Origin of the sequence: Methanobacterium sp. (assembly GCA_016222945.1) — an archaeon.
Lineage (GTDB): Archaea > Methanobacteriota > Methanobacteria > Methanobacteriales > Methanobacteriaceae > Methanobacterium_D.
Genome location: JACRPY010000004.1, coordinates 513533 through 530267, shown reverse-complemented (window position 1 = coordinate 530267; position 16735 = coordinate 513533). Strand labels below are relative to the sequence as shown.

15 protein-coding genes are annotated in these 16735 nt (G+C 31.7%); 12 read left to right on the top strand and 3 right to left on the bottom strand.

Annotated features, from left to right (window positions below):
- From hisD to HZC47_08535, 3 genes are all read left to right on the top strand, one after another.
- A partial coding sequence (gene hisD / locus HZC47_08545) for a histidinol dehydrogenase (protein MBI5680927.1) occupies positions 1 to 1187 on the top strand: 1187 nt, incomplete at its 5' end.
- 38 nt (positions 1188 to 1225) lie between these two features.
- Positions 1226 to 2545 (top strand): aspartate--tRNA(Asn) ligase, encoded by a 1320-nt coding sequence (aspS, locus tag HZC47_08540; protein ID MBI5680926.1) that lies wholly within the window; start codon positions 1226 to 1228, stop codon positions 2543 to 2545.
- Positions 2546 to 2631: 86 nt separating this feature from the next.
- Positions 2632 to 3876 (top strand): NAD(P)/FAD-dependent oxidoreductase, encoded by a 1245-nt coding sequence (locus HZC47_08535; protein ID MBI5680925.1) that lies wholly within the window; start codon positions 2632 to 2634, stop codon positions 3874 to 3876.
- Positions 3877 to 3900: 24 nt separating this feature from the next.
- Here HZC47_08535 and HZC47_08530 read toward each other — a convergent pair whose 3' ends face one another.
- Positions 3901 to 4113 (bottom strand): PRC-barrel domain-containing protein, encoded by a 213-nt coding sequence (locus HZC47_08530; protein ID MBI5680924.1) that lies wholly within the window; start codon positions 4111 to 4113, stop codon positions 3901 to 3903.
- A gap of 274 nt (positions 4114 to 4387) precedes the next feature.
- Here HZC47_08530 and HZC47_08525 point away from each other — a divergent pair, with 274 nt between their 5' ends.
- The 6 genes from HZC47_08525 (at position 4388) to cca (ending at position 9904) form a co-directional block, all read left to right on the top strand.
- Positions 4388 to 4918 (top strand): methyltransferase domain-containing protein, encoded by a 531-nt coding sequence (locus tag HZC47_08525; GenBank protein MBI5680923.1) that lies wholly within the window; start codon positions 4388 to 4390, stop codon positions 4916 to 4918.
- A gap of 12 nt (positions 4919 to 4930) precedes the next feature.
- Positions 4931 to 5725 carry a class I fructose-bisphosphate aldolase family protein gene (locus HZC47_08520; GenBank protein MBI5680922.1) on the top strand — a complete coding sequence of 265 codons (795 nt, stop codon included), beginning with the start codon at positions 4931 to 4933 and terminating at the stop codon, positions 5723 to 5725.
- Between the two features lie 46 nt (positions 5726 to 5771).
- Complete coding sequence (locus HZC47_08515; GenBank protein MBI5680921.1) at positions 5772 to 6896, top strand: 3-dehydroquinate synthase II; 1125 nt, start codon at positions 5772 to 5774, stop codon at positions 6894 to 6896.
- Between the two features lie 58 nt (positions 6897 to 6954).
- Positions 6955 to 7896, top strand: a complete 942-nt coding sequence (locus HZC47_08510; GenBank protein MBI5680920.1) for a hypothetical protein — start codon at positions 6955 to 6957, stop codon at positions 7894 to 7896.
- Between the two features lie 3 nt (positions 7897 to 7899).
- Positions 7900 to 8451 carry an RNA 2',3'-cyclic phosphodiesterase gene (thpR, locus tag HZC47_08505; protein MBI5680919.1) on the top strand — a complete coding sequence of 184 codons (552 nt, stop codon included), beginning with the start codon at positions 7900 to 7902 and terminating at the stop codon, positions 8449 to 8451.
- Positions 8452 to 8518: 67 nt separating this feature from the next.
- Positions 8519 to 9904, top strand: a complete 1386-nt coding sequence (gene cca, locus HZC47_08500; GenBank protein ID MBI5680918.1) for a CCA tRNA nucleotidyltransferase — start codon at positions 8519 to 8521, stop codon at positions 9902 to 9904.
- Between the two features lie 14 nt (positions 9905 to 9918).
- On the opposite strand, the gene priS is transcribed toward cca, so the two are convergent.
- Both priS and HZC47_08490 read right to left on the bottom strand, forming a co-directional pair.
- Positions 9919 to 10884 (bottom strand): DNA primase catalytic subunit PriS, encoded by a 966-nt coding sequence (priS, locus tag HZC47_08495; GenBank protein ID MBI5680917.1) that lies wholly within the window; start codon positions 10882 to 10884, stop codon positions 9919 to 9921.
- A 43-nt stretch (positions 10885 to 10927) separates the two neighbouring features.
- A complete protein-coding gene (locus tag HZC47_08490) occupies positions 10928 to 12226 on the bottom strand; it encodes a DNA primase (GenBank protein ID MBI5680916.1) in 1299 nt (432 codons plus the stop codon).
- 346 nt (positions 12227 to 12572) lie between these two features.
- Here HZC47_08490 and metG point away from each other — a divergent pair, with 346 nt between their 5' ends.
- From metG to HZC47_08475, 3 genes are all read left to right on the top strand, one after another.
- Positions 12573 to 14558 (top strand): methionine--tRNA ligase, encoded by a 1986-nt coding sequence (metG, locus tag HZC47_08485; GenBank protein ID MBI5680915.1) that lies wholly within the window; start codon positions 12573 to 12575, stop codon positions 14556 to 14558.
- A 30-nt stretch (positions 14559 to 14588) separates the two neighbouring features.
- Positions 14589 to 16160, top strand: a complete 1572-nt coding sequence (locus HZC47_08480; GenBank protein MBI5680914.1) for a DUF530 domain-containing protein — start codon at positions 14589 to 14591, stop codon at positions 16158 to 16160.
- A gap of 86 nt (positions 16161 to 16246) precedes the next feature.
- Positions 16247 to 16714 carry a helix-turn-helix domain-containing protein gene (locus HZC47_08475; GenBank protein MBI5680913.1) on the top strand — a complete coding sequence of 156 codons (468 nt, stop codon included), beginning with the start codon at positions 16247 to 16249 and terminating at the stop codon, positions 16712 to 16714.
- Positions 16715 to 16735 lie beyond the last annotated feature (21 nt).

Sequence of the window (16735 nt, the reverse complement as noted above, 5' to 3'; positions counted from 1 at the left end):
ATATAGTTCACAATGTAAGGGAAAATGGGGATGATTCTCTAAAAAATTACACAAAAAAATTTGACAATGTTAAATTAGATCATCTTAAAGTCAGTGCAGATGAAATTAAAAGTAGTTACGATAAAGTCGAAAGTGAAGTGCTAAATGCTCTTAAAAAGGCTGCAAAAAACATTGAAAAGTTCCATAAAGCGCAGATGCCTGAAGAATGGTACGAAGAAGTAGATAAAGGAGTTATGGCAGGTCAGATAATTCGTGCCATTGAAATTGTAGGCTGTTATATTCCGGGAGGGCGAGCTGTTTATCCGTCATCAGTTTTAATGACTATAATACCTGCAAAAATCGCAGGAGTTAATAAAATAATCTGCTGCACTCCACCCATGTCTGATGGTAGTGTAAATGATATGGTGCTTGTTGCAGCAGATATTGCGGGAGCAGATGAAATATACAAAGTTGGAGGAGCTCAGGCAATTGCAGCAATGGCTTACGGAACAGAAAGTGTGCCTAAAACCGATAAAATTGTCGGTCCTGGAAATATATTTGTTACAGCAGCAAAAAAGTTAGTATATGGTGATGTAGATATAGATTTCCCTGCAGGACCATCTGAAGTGTTAATAATAGCTGATAAAAGCGCTAATTCTGAATTCATTGCTTATGATATGTTAGCTCAGGCTGAACACGATCCAAATGCAGCATGTGCTCTCATTACAACATCAATAGACATTGCAAATGAAGTTAATGAAAAAATATTAGGAAAAATTAAATATATGAAAAGAAGTAAAATAATAGAAGAATCCCTAGAAAAATATGGAAAAATCATAATTACTGATTCTCTTAAGGATGCTGTGGATTTTGCAAATGAATATGCTCCAGAACATTTAATTATTATGACAGAAAATCCTGAAGAAATATTAAAGGATATTAAGAATGCAGGATCAATATTTTTAGGGGAACTAACACCTGTTGCAGCAGGAGACTATGGTTCTGGAACAAATCATGTTCTGCCAACTTCAAAATGTGCCAGAATGTATTCTGGACTTTCCACAGAGTCTTTCATAAAAAAACCAACAGTCCAACGTCTTTCAAAGGAAGGTGTGGAAAATTTAAAGGATGTTGTTATAACTCTTGCTGAATATGAAGGTCTTTATGCTCATGCAGAATCATTTAAAAAGAGAATATCAAAAAATTAGAAATTAAATTTTATTTAACTATTTTAGAGGTGAATTAATTGACAGATTCATTAGGAGATTGGAGAAGAACTCATTACTCAAAAAGAATAGATCCCGAATTAAGCGGTGAAGAAATAACAGTTATTGGATGGATTCATGAAATAAGAGACCTTGGAGGAATTATATTCCTACTTTTAAGGGATAGGGATGGAACAATACAAATTACAGCTCCAAGTAAGAAAATTTCAAAGGAATTGCTGGATGAAATAAGAAAATTAAGAAAAGAATCTGTAGTTGCATTTAAAGGAATAGTACAGGAATCATCAAAAGCTCCTGGTGGCTATGAAATAATTCCAAATGAATTAAAATTATTAAATGAATCTAAATTGCCTCTGCCATTAGATACAACAGAAAAAGTAAGGGCAGAAATAGACACGCGTTTAGATTCAAGATATGTGGACCTTAGGATACCTTCAAGAAGTGCTATATTTAAAATAAAAAGTAGAATGCTTCATTCTGTTAGAAATTTCCTGGAAATGGGTGAATTCATTGAAATTAACACACCTAAACTAGTTGCATCAGCAACAGAGGGTGGGACTGAATTATTCCCTATTACTTACTTTGAAAGAGAAGCATTCCTTGGACAAAGCCCACAACTCTACAAGCAGATGATGATGGCCACAGGATTCGATAAAGTATTCGAAATAGCACCGATATTTAGAGCAGAAGAGCATGACACATTAAGACATTTAAACGAGGCAATTTCAATAGATCTTGAAGCAGCATTCTGTAATCAAGAAGACGTGATGAACATATTGGAAGGACTTGTGCACACAGCCCTTGGCGATGTTGCAGAACACTGCAAAGATGAATTAAAACTTTTAGAAGTTGATCTACAAATACCTGAGCTTCCATTTGAAAGGGTAGATTATGATGATGTTGTAGACATTGTAAACTCCAAAGGCGTAAACATGAAACATGGTGAAGACCTTTCAAGGGCAGCTGAAAAAGCTATTGGAGAAACTATGGATGGATATTATTTTATAACTGGTTGGCCAACAGGTATCAAGCCTTTTTATGTAATGCCAAGTGAAGAAGATCCTAAAAAGAGTTATGCATTTGATTTAATGTATAAAGACCTTGAAATATCTTCAGGAGCCCAAAGGGTGCATAAATACGATCTCCTGGTTGAAAGAATTAAAAAACAGGGCTTAAATCCTGCATCATTTGAAAGATATCTTGCAGCATTTGAATATGGAATGCCGCCGCATGCAGGTTGGGGACTTGGTGCTGAAAGGTTCACAATGTGTATTACAGGCGTAAAAAATGTAAGAGAAACTGTTTTATTCCCAAGGGATAGGAGACGGTTAACTCCATAATTCCAATTTTTAAAAAAGATATTCAAACATGGGAATTAACATTATTTTTTATTTATTTTAAGAAAATGAAATAAAAGGAACTATTTATGAAACTTTATGACATAACAGTAGTTGGTGCAGGGCCTGCAGGAATGATGGCAGCAATTAGAGCAGGGCAACTGGGTAAAAACGTGATTTTAATAGAAAGAAATGATACATTAGGTAAAAAACTTAAAATCACAGGTAGCAGCAGATGTAATATCACAAATACTGCATCGTTAGATGAATTTATGGAAAAATTTGGTAAAAATGGAGCTTTTTTTAGATCAGCATTCGCCACTTTCTCAAACAGACGATTAATGTCATTTTTTAAAGATAGAGGATTGAAATTAAAAGTTGAGGAAAATGGACGCGTGTTTCCAGTTACAGATAAATCCAGATCAGTTATAATGGTCTTGAAAGATTATTTATCTGAAAATAAGGTTAAAAGAGACTACAACACCAGATTAATAAAAATTAAAAAGAAAAAAGATTATTTTAGCCTGGATTTAGGAAACGATAATCATATAGCGACAAAAAAAGTTATATTGGCTACTGGAGGAGTTTCATATCCCTCAACAGGTTCCACAGGCGATGGATTTGAAATTGCTAAAAAACTGGGCCATAAAATAACACCATTAAAGCCAGGATTAGTTCCCCTAAAAGCCAGTGAAACATGGATTAAGGAATTACAGGGAATAACACTTCAAAACGTACGTCTCACATTTAAATATGGAAAAAAGAAGATAATTTCAGATAAAGGGAACCTAATTTTTACCCATTATGGAATATCAGGACCACTTGTTTTAGATATTAGTAATGAGATAGTTTCAATTCTTAAAAATGAGACAGTTAGTCTTTTTATTGATCTAAAACCAGAAATGACATTTCCAGAAATTGAAGAGAAGTTGTTAAGTGAGTTTGAAAATAGAAGCAAAACTGAATTTAAGAATTTAATGAAACTTTTCATACCAAACAGAATGATCCCAATCTTTACAGAGTTATTAGGAATAGATCCAAAGAAAAAAGCAAATCAAGTCACTAAAGGAGAAAGAAATTCAATTTTAAATCTATTAAAAGCGTTCCCTTTAACAATAACTGATTCATTATCAATTGATAAAGCAATGGTAACTTGTGGGGGAGTTTTGAAAAAAGAAATCAATCCACAGACAATGGAATCAAAAATAGTTAGTGGTATTTATTTTGCAGGCGAAATTATAGATTTCTGTGCACCAAGTGGAGGATATAATTTACAAGAAGCTTTTTCAACAGGTTATCTCGCTGGTGAGTCAGCTGCAGAGAACTTAGATTAAAAAGGATAAAAATTAGATTTTTAATTATTTTTTCTTTTCAATTTTTAAAATAATGAAATCCCCTATTTTATCTACTTCATCGATTGAAACTCTAAAATCAGACCCTAAAATTCCTGATGACACATATATGCCATTAATACTCCATTTTTTAGTGTCTAAATCGAAATCATGGACTTTTCCCACTTCATATGCATTTTTATCAATTACTTTTTTACCTAATATTTCCGATGTTTTCATAAAATTCCCCTCATTTTAATTGTTTTTACAGGCTAAATCAATTCATTAGATATTATTAAGTCTTTAATGTTATTTAAACATATTTATGGGACGTATTTTAAATTTATAAATGGGATTATAATATTCTAACTGAAATTTTTAATTATTTGTAATATTTTCTCCTTTATGAAAATTTTAAGCAAGGGAGGCTAATTTAAATATTTCAAGGTTAAATTCTAAGTATATTAGCTTAAAGTTTTTAATATTTAATATAAATACAAAATTAGTGAATTTTATGATAAAAGTGGTCTATGATATTAAAGTATATAGGGAAGCTTTAAAAGATATTATAAAAAGCGAAGATATCGTGGTTGAACTGGGATGTCATGTGGGAAATTCCACAAAAATTATCTCTAAACTAGCCCCAAAAGGTAAAATCATTGCTATTGATAACAGTCCAGAATCAGTTAAAAAGATGGAAGCTTTAGTTAGCGAATATACTAATGTAGAGTTTAGGAAAGCTGATGTAAGACTTCATGAAACATTAGAAGATATTCTAAAAAAAATAAAGACATGTGATGTACTTTCTGTAGATCTGGGAGGGGGTTATCATCCAGATACAACTTTTAAGGTTTTTTTCATTTGGGCATCAAGTTTAAAACCCCGAGAAACAATAATAAGAAATAGAGGTCTACTTGACTTCATACATTCATCGAAAACAGAGGAAATAATAAAATCTAAATACGGATGGTTGGAATCATCAGGCAAGGACGGTGTCCCGCCAGGATTAAAAGAATTCACGCTCTGGTCATCTAAAATTAAGTAGGAGGGTATCTAAATGATTGGTAAAAAGATTAGAATTGAAAGAATAATAAACAGAAAGACAGGAAGAACGGTAATTGTTCCTGTAGATCATGGAGTATCTATAGGGCCAGTTAAAGGAATAGAAAATATGTGTGAAACCATTGATGAAGTGGCAAGTGGAGGAGCAAATGCAGTTATAATGCATAAAGGAATGGTAGACAATGGTCACAGAGGATATGGCACAGATATAGGACTTATTATTCATTTATCAGCAAGTACATCATTAGGGCCTGACCCAGATCATAAGGTTCTGGTTACAACAGTTGAAAAAGCCATGAAAATAGGTGCAGATGCTGTTTCAGTACATGTAAACGTTGGATCTGACATGGAACCAGAAATGCTTCAAACATTAGGATTAACTTCAGAAATTTGTGATGAATGGGGAATGCCTTTAATTGCAATGATGTACCCTCGAGGCGAAAAAATTAAGGATGAACACGATGTAGAAGTGGTAAAACTTGCAGCAAGAGCTGGAGCAGAGCTTGGGGCAGATATAATTAAAACTAATTATACTGGAGACCCTGAAACCTTCAGAGAAGTAGTTGGAGGGTGCCAGGTTCCTGTGGTAATTGCAGGCGGTCCTAAAGTTGAAACAAACGAACAACTCCTAACAATGGTTAAAAACGCTGTCAATGTTGGAGGGGCAGGTGTTGCTATTGGAAGAAACATTTTCCAGGCAGCATCCTCAAGAAAAACCACAAGAGCAATTGCAGAGATAGTTCACAACAACATGGATGTACAAGACGCATTAAAAATAATTGAAGATTAAATTAATCAATTAAAATAAATTTCACACTAAATAGAAGGTTAAACCTATGAAATTTGCATGGATCATGGCAGAAGGCACCGATTGGGACCAAAAAAAGGGAATTATCACTACGGCACTGGAATCAGGAATAGATCATGCTGTGGATTTTGAAAATGTCACTGAAATAATGAAATTGGGCAATATTAAAATCATTTCAGACAGTGATGAGGCGGAAATAGTCCTTGTAGGAAAAAACGGCGAAGGCGACGGCACACTGAAAATACCTGAAAATTTATCAGAATCAAAAGATTTAGCAGCTATTACTGGTTTTAAAAGAAAAGGGAAAAAAGTTGCATCATATATTGAGATTATAAGCAAGAAACATGAAGAACTTGCCAGAGAAGTGGGCAGGGTTGCTGATTATGTGATCCTGGTTGGAAGTGACTGGAAAATAATTCCACTTGAAAACATCATCGCTGACTTACAGAATGAAGATGTTAAATTAATTGCTGCAGTTCCAGATTATGATGAAGCTAAACTCGCTCTTGAAACATTAGAACATGGTACTGATGGTATATTACTCTATACTTCAGATATTCATCAAATTAAAAAGGTAGCAGCTTTACTGGAAAAAATAGAATCTGAAAACTATGAATTGAAAGCTGCAACAGTAACCACTATAAAACCTGTGGGATCAGGAGATAGGGTTTGTATTGACACATGTTCGATGATGAACGTAGGTGAAGGAATGCTCATAGGATCTTACTCCAAAGGTTTGTTCCTTGTTCATAGCGAGTCTCTTGAAAGTGAATATGTAGCATCACGTCCATTTAGAGTAAATGCAGGGCCAGTTCATGCATATGTAATGACTCCTAATAACAAAACTAAATATCTTTCAGAAATAGAAACAGGAGACGAGCTTTTAACAGTAGATAAGGATGGAAATACAAAAACTACTGTTGCAGGGCGCGTTAAAATTGAAAAACGGCCACTAATGCTTATTGAAGCTGAATATGATGGTATCAAATTAAAAACATTACTTCAAAATGCTGAAACCATACGACTTGTTGGAGAAGATGGAACTCCCATATCAGTAGCAGACATTAAAGTAGGCGATAAAGTAATGATTTATTTAGATAAAGGTGCAAGACATTTTGGAATGTCTATTGAAGAAAGTATCATTGAAAAATAAGTAATATGTTTGATATCCTTTTTTATTTAATGAAAAATTAGAAGAAAGTGGGATAAAAATGTCAGGATATGAAGTTGAGATAATAGATCCAGAAAGTAGGCAGAAATTATCTGATAAACTGACAGAAAAAGTAAAATACGAGCTAAAAGCAAATATTCATGGAGCATGCGTAAAACTTTTAACTGACAACAAAGACTTTAAAGATGAATGGGAAGATAACTTCAAATTCATGAATGAGGATATAAGGCCTCATTCAAAAGTTTTTGCATTAGATGAAAGTGAGAAATTGCAGGTTATGTATGATCCAGTTGGAAAATCATCTATAATACTAAATTGTGATTATTATGGTTGGGTTAAAAGTATAGCTCTTGCTACTATCTCTGATTTTTTTGAAGATTATCATTCAAACCACAGAAGATATTCAGTTCATGGATCCTCAATAGATTATAATGGACATGCTATTGTTATAATTGGACCGCCAGGAACTGGAAAAACAACATTAACCTATGGATTGCTCCAGAATGATGATTTTAACTATATATCTGATGACTGGTTTTTTGTAAGGTTATTTGAAAATGCAGTTGTGATTTATTCATCAGAAAAAAACTCATATATCCGAGATGATATATCAGATGTTTGGAAATGTTTTGCTGAAGAAATAAATCAAGTTAAACTTGATAAAAAAGGAAGGGGCATTGCTGATGTGAATACATTATTCAATGGACGCATCAGGGAAAGTTCAACATTAAAAAAAATAGTTCTTTTAGAGCGAAACAAAGAAAATCCAGCATTTAAAAAATTAAGTCCAGATGAAGCTTTAAATTACATGTTAAATAATGATTTTTGTAATCCTCACCAATTAATAAAAGATGAGCGTAAATTTAAGCTAAGAAAAGAATTTTTCAAAGAATTATTTTTAAAGCTTGATGTATATTTGTTAAATACTGTTGAAACTCCTCAAGAGAGTTTAGATAGAATAAAAAACATTGCAATGGTGTAAGTTATGAGAGTATTTTTAGCCGTAGAAATTGATGAAAAACTTCTTGGTAAGATAGCAGCCGTACAAAAACAGTTTTCAGAATCTGAAGCGCCTGTAAAATATGTTGAAACCGAAAATTTGCATTATACGCTTAAATTTTTCGGTGAAATAGATAAAAAAAAGGCTAAAGACATCATTAAAGTAGTAGAAAACAAAATACAAGATTATAAACCATTTGAAGTTAATATCAAAAAATCAGGGGCATTCCCAAGTGAAAAATATATACGAGTGCTCTGGCTGGGAATGGAAGATATTGAACAGTTTTCAACTCTTCAAAAAGATTTAGACACTGAATTTATAAATATGGGCTTTAAAAAAGAGAGAAGTTACATTCCACATCTTACAATAGGTCGTGTTAAAGGAGCAGGAAATAAAGAAGAGCTCTTATCAAAACTTAAAGAATTAGAAGATGTGGAAATAGGAGAAATGGTTATAAATAAGCTTGTTTTAAAGAAAAGCGATTTAACACCTCTTGGACCTATTTATACTACATTAAAAGAGTTTGATTTAAAATAATGAGTTTTTTTATATTTTGAATTTAGCTTGCTTTTTAAAATTGATAATTAAAATCAGGTGAATTATTTTGGAAAATATAAATTTAGAGAAAGTATTGAAGGTAATAAAACCTACAAAAGAGGAAAATGACAAAGTAATGTTATTATCAGGCAAGTTACTCAATATTATAAATAAAATAGCAAAAGAAATGAATATATCTGCAGAAGCTGTGCTTGTAGGCTCAGTAGCTAAAGAAACATGGCTTCATGGAAAAGCAGACATTGATATTTTCATGAAATTTCCTTTAAATGTTGATGAAGCTCTTCTTAAAGAACAAGGATTATTTTTAGGCCTTGAATCTATTAAAAAAATGAATGGAAAGCATGAATTACGATATGCATCTCATCCATATGTTACAGGATTTATTGAAGGATTAAATGTTGATTTCGTGCCATGTTACACTATTAATGGTGCTCATGAACTTAAATCAGCAGTAGATAGAACTATTTTACACACTGAATATGTAAAAAGCAAGTTAAAACCAGAAAAAAAAGATGAAGTTTTATTACTTAAAAAATTCACAGAGTCCATCCATACTTATGGGGCAGAGTTTAAAGTAGGGGGATTTTCAGGATATCTCTGTGAACTCTTAATTATTAATTATGGTTCATTTATAGGAGTTTTGGAGGCTGCAAGTGAAAAATGGCATCCTAAAACCGTAATAGACATAGAAAAATATGGCACTGGAGAACAATTCAGCGAGCCAATGATTGTTATTGACCCTACAGATAAAAATAGGAATGTTTCAGCAGCTTTAACCCTTCAAAAAATATCTGAATTTATAATTTCTTCAAGAAACTTCTTAGCAAATCCAAAAGAAGAGTATTTTGCTGATATGGATGTAAAACTTGATTTAAATGTTATTAAAAATGAATTTAAGCAAAGAAAAACAAATAGTTTCATAATTAAATTTAAATCGCCTCAAATCCCTGCAGATGCACTTTATCCTCAAATTAAAAAAACTGAAAATTCAATAAGAGGGGTCTTGGAAAGAGAAGAGTTTAAGGTCTTTGACGCTGATTCATGGACAGACGAAAAGAACAATGTGTTAATATTAATTGAAATGGAAACATGGAAGCTTCCAAATATTAAAAAACATTACGGTCCTTTTGTATGGTCAAAAACTCATCAAGAAAGATTTTTAGAAAAATATAATGGTAAAACTTTTGTTGAAGATGACCGCTGGGTTGTAGAAATTGAAAGAGAATATAAGGACGCCAAATTATTCATTGAAGATATTTTAAATAAAAATAAAATAGGATATCTTAAATTTGGGAAACACATAAAGAATGAAATCTTAAAAGAACATCAAATAATTGATATTTTAGAATTTTTAGAGTCTTCTGAATGTAATGAGAATATGCTGCTATTTTTCTGTGAATATCTACATAAGAGTATGTATTTGAGCCGTTGAATTAAATAGGGTTATCAGTCTTCTCTTTCCCAGACAAACTTGGGTACAGCATCTTTAAAAGGGTCAAAAGTTTCAATATTTTTAATTTCAGTGCATCTCATACTAACCTTTGAATGCAAGGATGATGGGAGTCTTAAAATTCTTTTAAGATCAATTGAGACTTTAGCATCAACTAAACTCATATTTAATGATGCTATTCCTTTTATTATTTTCTTGTATCTCAATGGCCCAATTCTATTTTTAAATAAACCCCATTCATCATCTTCTAAAAGATTTCTATATTTAATAACGTCTTTTAAGAGTTTTAAATTAACATCATCAAGTTTAGAATCCTCAGTTAAATGGAAAATCCCATATTTAACCCTTTGAGTAAATACCTTTGGATAACCCAATGGAATGGAAAAATGCTGTAAATCATAGATTCCAGCAGCATCATCATATTTATCCTTAGGAACATCAGCCCCTACAATGTATTTTAAGATTTGAGAACGCACATCACTGCCCAATCCCATAACATCATCATCAATAACTCTTATATGGTAACCTCTGCCAGAATAGATTAGATGCATATTTTTTAAACCTAAATCTCCTTTTAATGTATCTATAAGTCCGCCCACAATTTCTTTAGCTTCATTTAAACATATTTCACATACATCATCGCATCCACAGGTTCTTATAGGAATATCTTTAGCATCAACATCAAAAACAAGCTCTGATTTCATCCATCCATCTCTTCGACGCGGTTTTTGGTAATATGCTACAGAACAATAGGCTGCAAAAGGAGTTTTAGACCGTAAAAACCTTTTTAGGTAATCTAGAGTGCTAAAAACTTTATATCTATCATTAGGGCCTCTGCCAAAGTGATCAAATCCAAACTCCCGATTCTCTATAAAATTTCCAATGAAATCAGGGACTTGTTTAATATCCCATTCTTCTCTATAGTATTTTCTACGTTCCTCAAGAGTTGCTTGTTTAAACATTTCCATAGATTTGGCCTTTTTTGGTATTTTTACCTAAATAATCTTATTTTGTTCTCATATTTCTATTATAATAGGATAATGGATTTGTTATGCCCTTACATGTTTCGTCTGGCTTGCATAAACCAGGCATATTTAATTTAACTTTTTCACAGCTCATAGGGGTGTACCATGTGGTTTCTCCTTCATGTTGAAGTTTTAATTCACTATGCATTCCAAAACCAAGTTTTGCATTAATATTAACCTTTTCTTGAGGTTGATCATCAAAGAGAGGAGGGCTGCATCTATCTGCAGCGTCATGAATCATGGGTAAAATCTCATTTTTAGTAATTTTAAGATCTGCATCAACATCAGAAACTTTTAATGAAGTATTGCTCCTGAAAACTGATGGATACAATCGAGCGTATGATAAAAATGGTGTTAAAAACAAAACAATTACTTCATTCCTTCCACCTGACTTAATACCGTCTAAAGCATGTTTGATGCAAGGAGGTAACAGATCAACATTTAAGGGGGAAGCTTTAACATCTCCATCTCCTGAACCGCTACCATAATAACGTATTTCTTTGGATAAAACTTCAGAAATCTCACCCGCAATTTTTAACAATGTAGGATTTGGTTCAACAGTACTCATCTGTTCATGCACACTTTTTATATAATTTTCAGTGTTTTGCATAATCATTTTAATGATAATAAGTTCTTTAACCCGGTTTCCAATTAGAAGGTTATACATTTTTTCAGGCTGCCTGTGCATAACTTCGTCTTTAAATTCTTCTAAATAATCTTCAAAGTCCAATATAACATTTCCATCCTTTAAAACCAGGTCTTGCATACTTATTTTTTTGGAGCTAATAAGATCAGCAAGCTGTGTCCACTTGATTTTGTCTTGAAGAATAAGATTGTTCATTATCTGCTCTGTAATTTCTGTTCTTTCACTTGTAATTAATTCTTCAAGCCTGTTTTCAATTAATTGTCCTTGTAACTCAACTATGGCTCTGCTTTCTCTGGAATTAGGGCCAAATTTTACTCCAACTGCCTGACATAATATATAAAAAGAAATTACATCGAATTTTGTAATTTTAGCATCAAATAAAAAAGCAAATTTTTTAAAATTGTATTTTAAATCACTTTTTTTCTCAACATACCATTCAATCCTTTTAATAACAAGATCAACATAATTTCGAGGAATATATGCATCGTCTGATATGTCTTGAGATTTAATAGAACTAACGGTTTCTATGAGCATGTCATTTTCGTCAAATATCCTGTTTAAATCTCCACCATCTTTACGGACTATTTGTTTTCCTTCATCAGATAAAGGATTTATAAAGGACATGGGTATCATATAAATTATGCTTTTTTGATCGACTCATAAATAGTTAATGCATAGCAATCATCAAGCAATGGAAATTTAAAAAAATTATTTTTTTAACTTGAGAATATCTAAAAATAATTCATTGCAATTAAGTATTTTAAACAGTTTAACTTAATTAGAAAATAGAAAAGCAGTCTATTTTAAATTTATATAAAAAAAGAAAAATAATATATATTTAAATTTAGAAATTGTATATACAGCTTGAAAAACTATTTCATGCTTTTTGAAGCTATTTAAATCTTATTATAACTTAAATCACTGAATTTCAAGTCCATTAATGACTTTGTAATTCATCTTTTAGTAAGGAGGAATTGACTTGAGTAAAGTATTTATTACCTGTGCACTGCCCTATGCAAACGGACCCTGTCATTTAGGACATCTAAGATCGACCTACATCCCTGCAGATATCTATGCTCGCTATAATAGGATGAAAGATGTTGATGTTCTTTTTGTTTGTGCAACAGACGAACATGGAACTCCAATTGCAGTTAGAGCAGAAGAAATAGGAAAATCTCCCAAAGAAATCGCCGATAAATATCATAAAATGATTAAACATGACTTAGATTCATGTAATATTTCTTTTGATTACTTCTCAAGAACAACTGATAAAGTTCACTACGAAATTGCCCAGAATTTCTTTTTAAAACTTTATCAAAAGGGTTATATCTATGAAAAAGTAATTCAACAGCCATACTGTAATAACTGCAAACGATTTTTACCAGATAGATATGTAGAAGGAATATGTCCTCATTGTAAAGGAGAAGGAGCGAGAGGAGACCATTGTGAAGTCTGTGGAAGACATTTAGACCCTATTCAACTTGAAGAACCAAAATGCCTTATATGTAGTTCAACACCTGAAATTAAAGAATCAAAACAATACTTTTTTAAATTAAGTCATTTTCAAGAAGCATTAAAGGACTGGATAAGTAATAATGAACAATTACCTCCAAATGTTAAAAATTATGCACTTCAATGGATAAAAGAAGGATTAAAAGACTGGATTCTTACAAGAGACATGGAATGGGGGATACCCGTCCCATTAGATGGTGCTGAAGGTAAAATAATCTATGTATGGGGAGAAGCTTTCCTTGGATACATATCATCAGCCGCACAATGGAGTAGAAAAGAAAATAAATCATGGGAAGATTACTGGAATGATAAAGCAATCCATTTTATAGGGAAAGACATAATATACCACCATTCAATCTTCTGGCCAGCATTACTTATGGGATATGAATGTAAACTTCCCACAAACATTGTTGCAGGTGAATATCTTTCACTTGAAGGACAAAAAATGTCAACAAGTAAAAATTGGGTCATTTGGGCTGCAGATTTCCTTGAAAAATTTGATTCTGATATTTTAAGGTATTATCTTATTGTAAATGCGCCCCTTACTCGTGACACTGATTTTTCATGGGATGATTTCGGGAGAAGAGTAAATGACGAGCTTGCAGATGTACTGGGAAACTTTTTACACAGAACTTTCTCATTTACAAGTAGATTCTTTGATGGAAAGATACCAGAACCCTCTGAATTTGATGAATTTGATGAAGAATTTAAAGAAAGGATTATGAGCATTCCTGACGTGGTTTCCAATCATATAGAAAACTTTAAGTTTAGGGAAGGCCTTATTGAGATAATTAGACTTGCAAAATTCGGTAATAAGTATTTTAATGATAAAGAACCGTGGAAAGCAATAAAAGAAAATCCACAAACAGCTGCAAACTGTTTATATTTATGTAATCAGCTTTCAAAAACATTAGCTGTAATTTTAACTCCATATATTCCAGTTAAATCTTCACAAATAATGAAAATAATGAATTTAGATGGTTTTGAAACATCTAAATGGGAAAAAGCAAATGAATTTATTCCTTCAGGCCATGAAATAGGTAAAGCAAAGCCATTATTTTCTAAAATTGATGATGAGATAATTGAAAAAGAAAAAGAAGCACTTTATGAAAATTTAAAGGATGATGTAAATATGAAAAATATAATAAGTATTGAAGATTTCGCTAAAATAGATTTAAGGATTGGTAAAATAATTGGAGCTGAACGTGTTGATGGTTCTGATAACTTACTAAAATTAATGGTTGATATTAAAGAGAAAAAATTACAGGTTGTAGCAGGTCTTGCCAAAAAATATTCTCCTGAAGAAATAAAAGATAAACAAGTGGTTGTTTTAGTAAATTTAAAACCAGCAAAGCTCTTTGGAATAAAATCCGAGGGAATGATACTGGCAACAGCAGATAATTTAAATGTATTAAGCGCGGAAACTGCAAATATAGGTGAAAGAATAAAATAAATTTAATAAGGATTTAGTAAGGGAGCTACAATGAACGAGTCTGTTTTGATTGCAAGGGCTGAGAAATTTCTTGACCAGGTAAAACGTCAAAGAATACAAGTCGATGAAATAAACGACTTTGAAAGCTTTATTGTAGTATATCACTATTTAAAAAAAAATATTGATGAAATGTATGAATTTAGGGACACTATGGAAATTAAAGGCTATAAAGCACCATACAGATCTCTAATTAGATCTTCTCGTTCTTCTACAACAGAATTGAAGGCTGAAGAAATTCATGATGTTTCCAGGCAAACACAATACTTTAGAATGAAGGCTGCAGCTAAAAAAAATGTGTTAGATAGAGTTAAATCATCCATAGCATCTCATAAAATTGCAATCGGACACCTTGAAGAATTTGCAACAATTACATGCAAAAAATGTGGAAAGAAATACATAAGGCATGAAATTGAATATATAGAATCTAAAAAATGCACTTGTGGATCAACTGATTTAAAATTAGACAAAAATGAACAGGGTGTTTACAGATTAGATGCACTTAAGTATTTGCCTATGTCCGGGGAGTACATGGTTAGAATTTCTGATCTGTCTCCTCTTGGAAGAGAAGCATTCAGAAATATTGTTAGAATTCTAAAACACGAAAAAAGAGGCATTGTAAAAACACTTTCTCTTGTTGTTAAGGTTTTTGAAGATGGAAGATGGATTAGAAAAAGAGAAAACATTGATGCAGATGAAGAAGTGAACTATGAAAAAGAAATCAGAAAAAAATACGGTTCAAATGCACGTATTGAATTTATACAATTTTACCGTAAAAAACCAGCCATAATAAATGATAAAAATGTTCAAACAGCTATTGCAATTGCTTATGTGAAATCTGCAGGGGAAATTGCAAATAAAATTCAAGATAAGGTATTAAATGACATTCTCGCCAATGAAGAAAAGATTAATATTTATGATGATGCTTTCATAAAAGCAACTGAATTCGCGGAATCAATAACACCTGATTTAGAAGATAGAAAGGAAATAAGAAATGAAAAATTAAATGAGATTCTAAATGAGAACAATTTAATGGATAATAATGATATTCTTGATGAAGAGCTTGAAAATGACATTGAAAAAAGAAAAGAAATTAAAAGAAAGCTTTTCATTGAAATACCAAGAATTTTAATTTTATGGGATATTGCAAAATACTATTTAACTACAACCTATGATAGAAGAAGTAAATATTCGGGACCTTTCCCTAATCTACGTCCGAATTTGGATTCAAACCAGTTAAAAGCATTTAAAGATTTTGACAAAGAAATAGTTGAAATATTAAAGGATTACACTGATGAAAAGATTGAATATGTTCCAGTTATTAAGGATGTTGTAGCTAAGAAGTTTGATATTGAAAATAAGATTAAAGGACTCCATGTTAAGTCTGATCCACCTGCTGTGGGTTCTGCAATTTTAAATATAACTGGAAATATCCCTATTGAAATTGCAGCCAACATATTTTCAGTTAATCCTTCTCATGTTCAAAAAGAAAAAGAAAAAATTGAAACCTTTGGAAAACCAACTTCTAAACGTGCAATACAGTTTTTAGAAATGATAAAAAAATAATTAACAATTTATAATTCTTACTTTTTAATTTGATATTTTCGCAAAATTTAATTTGTGGATAATATAAAATATACATTGGTGGTAAATTGGATGATGAAATCTATATTAATAAACCATTATCCTCACAAGTGATTATGGAACTTTTAGAAAAGTATCCTCATCTTAAAAAAATAAAAAGTCCCCGTAGTCTGTACGCTAGAACATCAAAAAAGTATTTAGATGCACTTTCAAAGCTGGGGATTGAAGTTGAACCTGTTGATAAGAGAGGTAGGCCTAAAAAATATGATAAAACTGAAGCTGAGCTTATCCAAAAAATGTTAAATGAAGGTTCAAGTACAAAGGAAATATCCCAAAAACTTCAAATACCCCTAAAAACTGTTTATTATCTTAAAGATACCAAACTAAAAAGGGGTAGGAAACCAAAATATTCTAAAGAAACAGAGGATGAAGTAAAGAATTTACATAAAAACGGGGTTTCTGCTAAAGATATATCAAAAAAATTAAATATTCCTCTTAGGACAGTATATTGCTTATTAAAACGAAAAAATGATTAATAGGTTTAATTTTAAATATTT

What these genes read in the sequence shown, in the direction of transcription:
- HZC47_08535 (MBI5680925.1), top strand. Translation starts at nt 2,632, where the DNA reads ATGAAACTTTATGACATAACAGTAGTTGGTGCAGGGCCTGCAGGAATG.
- HZC47_08530 (MBI5680924.1), bottom strand. Translation starts at nt 4,113, where the DNA reads ATGAAAACATCGGAAATATTAGGTAAAAAAGTAATTGATAAAAATGCA.
- HZC47_08525 (MBI5680923.1), top strand. Translation starts at nt 4,388, where the DNA reads ATGATAAAAGTGGTCTATGATATTAAAGTATATAGGGAAGCTTTAAAA.
- HZC47_08520 (MBI5680922.1), top strand. Translation starts at nt 4,931, where the DNA reads ATGATTGGTAAAAAGATTAGAATTGAAAGAATAATAAACAGAAAGACA.
- HZC47_08515 (MBI5680921.1), top strand. Translation starts at nt 5,772, where the DNA reads ATGAAATTTGCATGGATCATGGCAGAAGGCACCGATTGGGACCAAAAA.
- HZC47_08510 (MBI5680920.1), top strand. Translation starts at nt 6,955, where the DNA reads ATGTCAGGATATGAAGTTGAGATAATAGATCCAGAAAGTAGGCAGAAA.
- thpR (MBI5680919.1), top strand. Translation starts at nt 7,900, where the DNA reads ATGAGAGTATTTTTAGCCGTAGAAATTGATGAAAAACTTCTTGGTAAG.
- priS (MBI5680917.1), bottom strand. Translation starts at nt 10,884, where the DNA reads ATGTTTAAACAAGCAACTCTTGAGGAACGTAGAAAATACTATAGAGAA.
- HZC47_08490 (MBI5680916.1), bottom strand. Translation starts at nt 12,226, where the DNA reads ATGATACCCATGTCCTTTATAAATCCTTTATCTGATGAAGGAAAACAA.
- HZC47_08480 (MBI5680914.1), top strand. Translation starts at nt 14,589, where the DNA reads ATGAACGAGTCTGTTTTGATTGCAAGGGCTGAGAAATTTCTTGACCAG.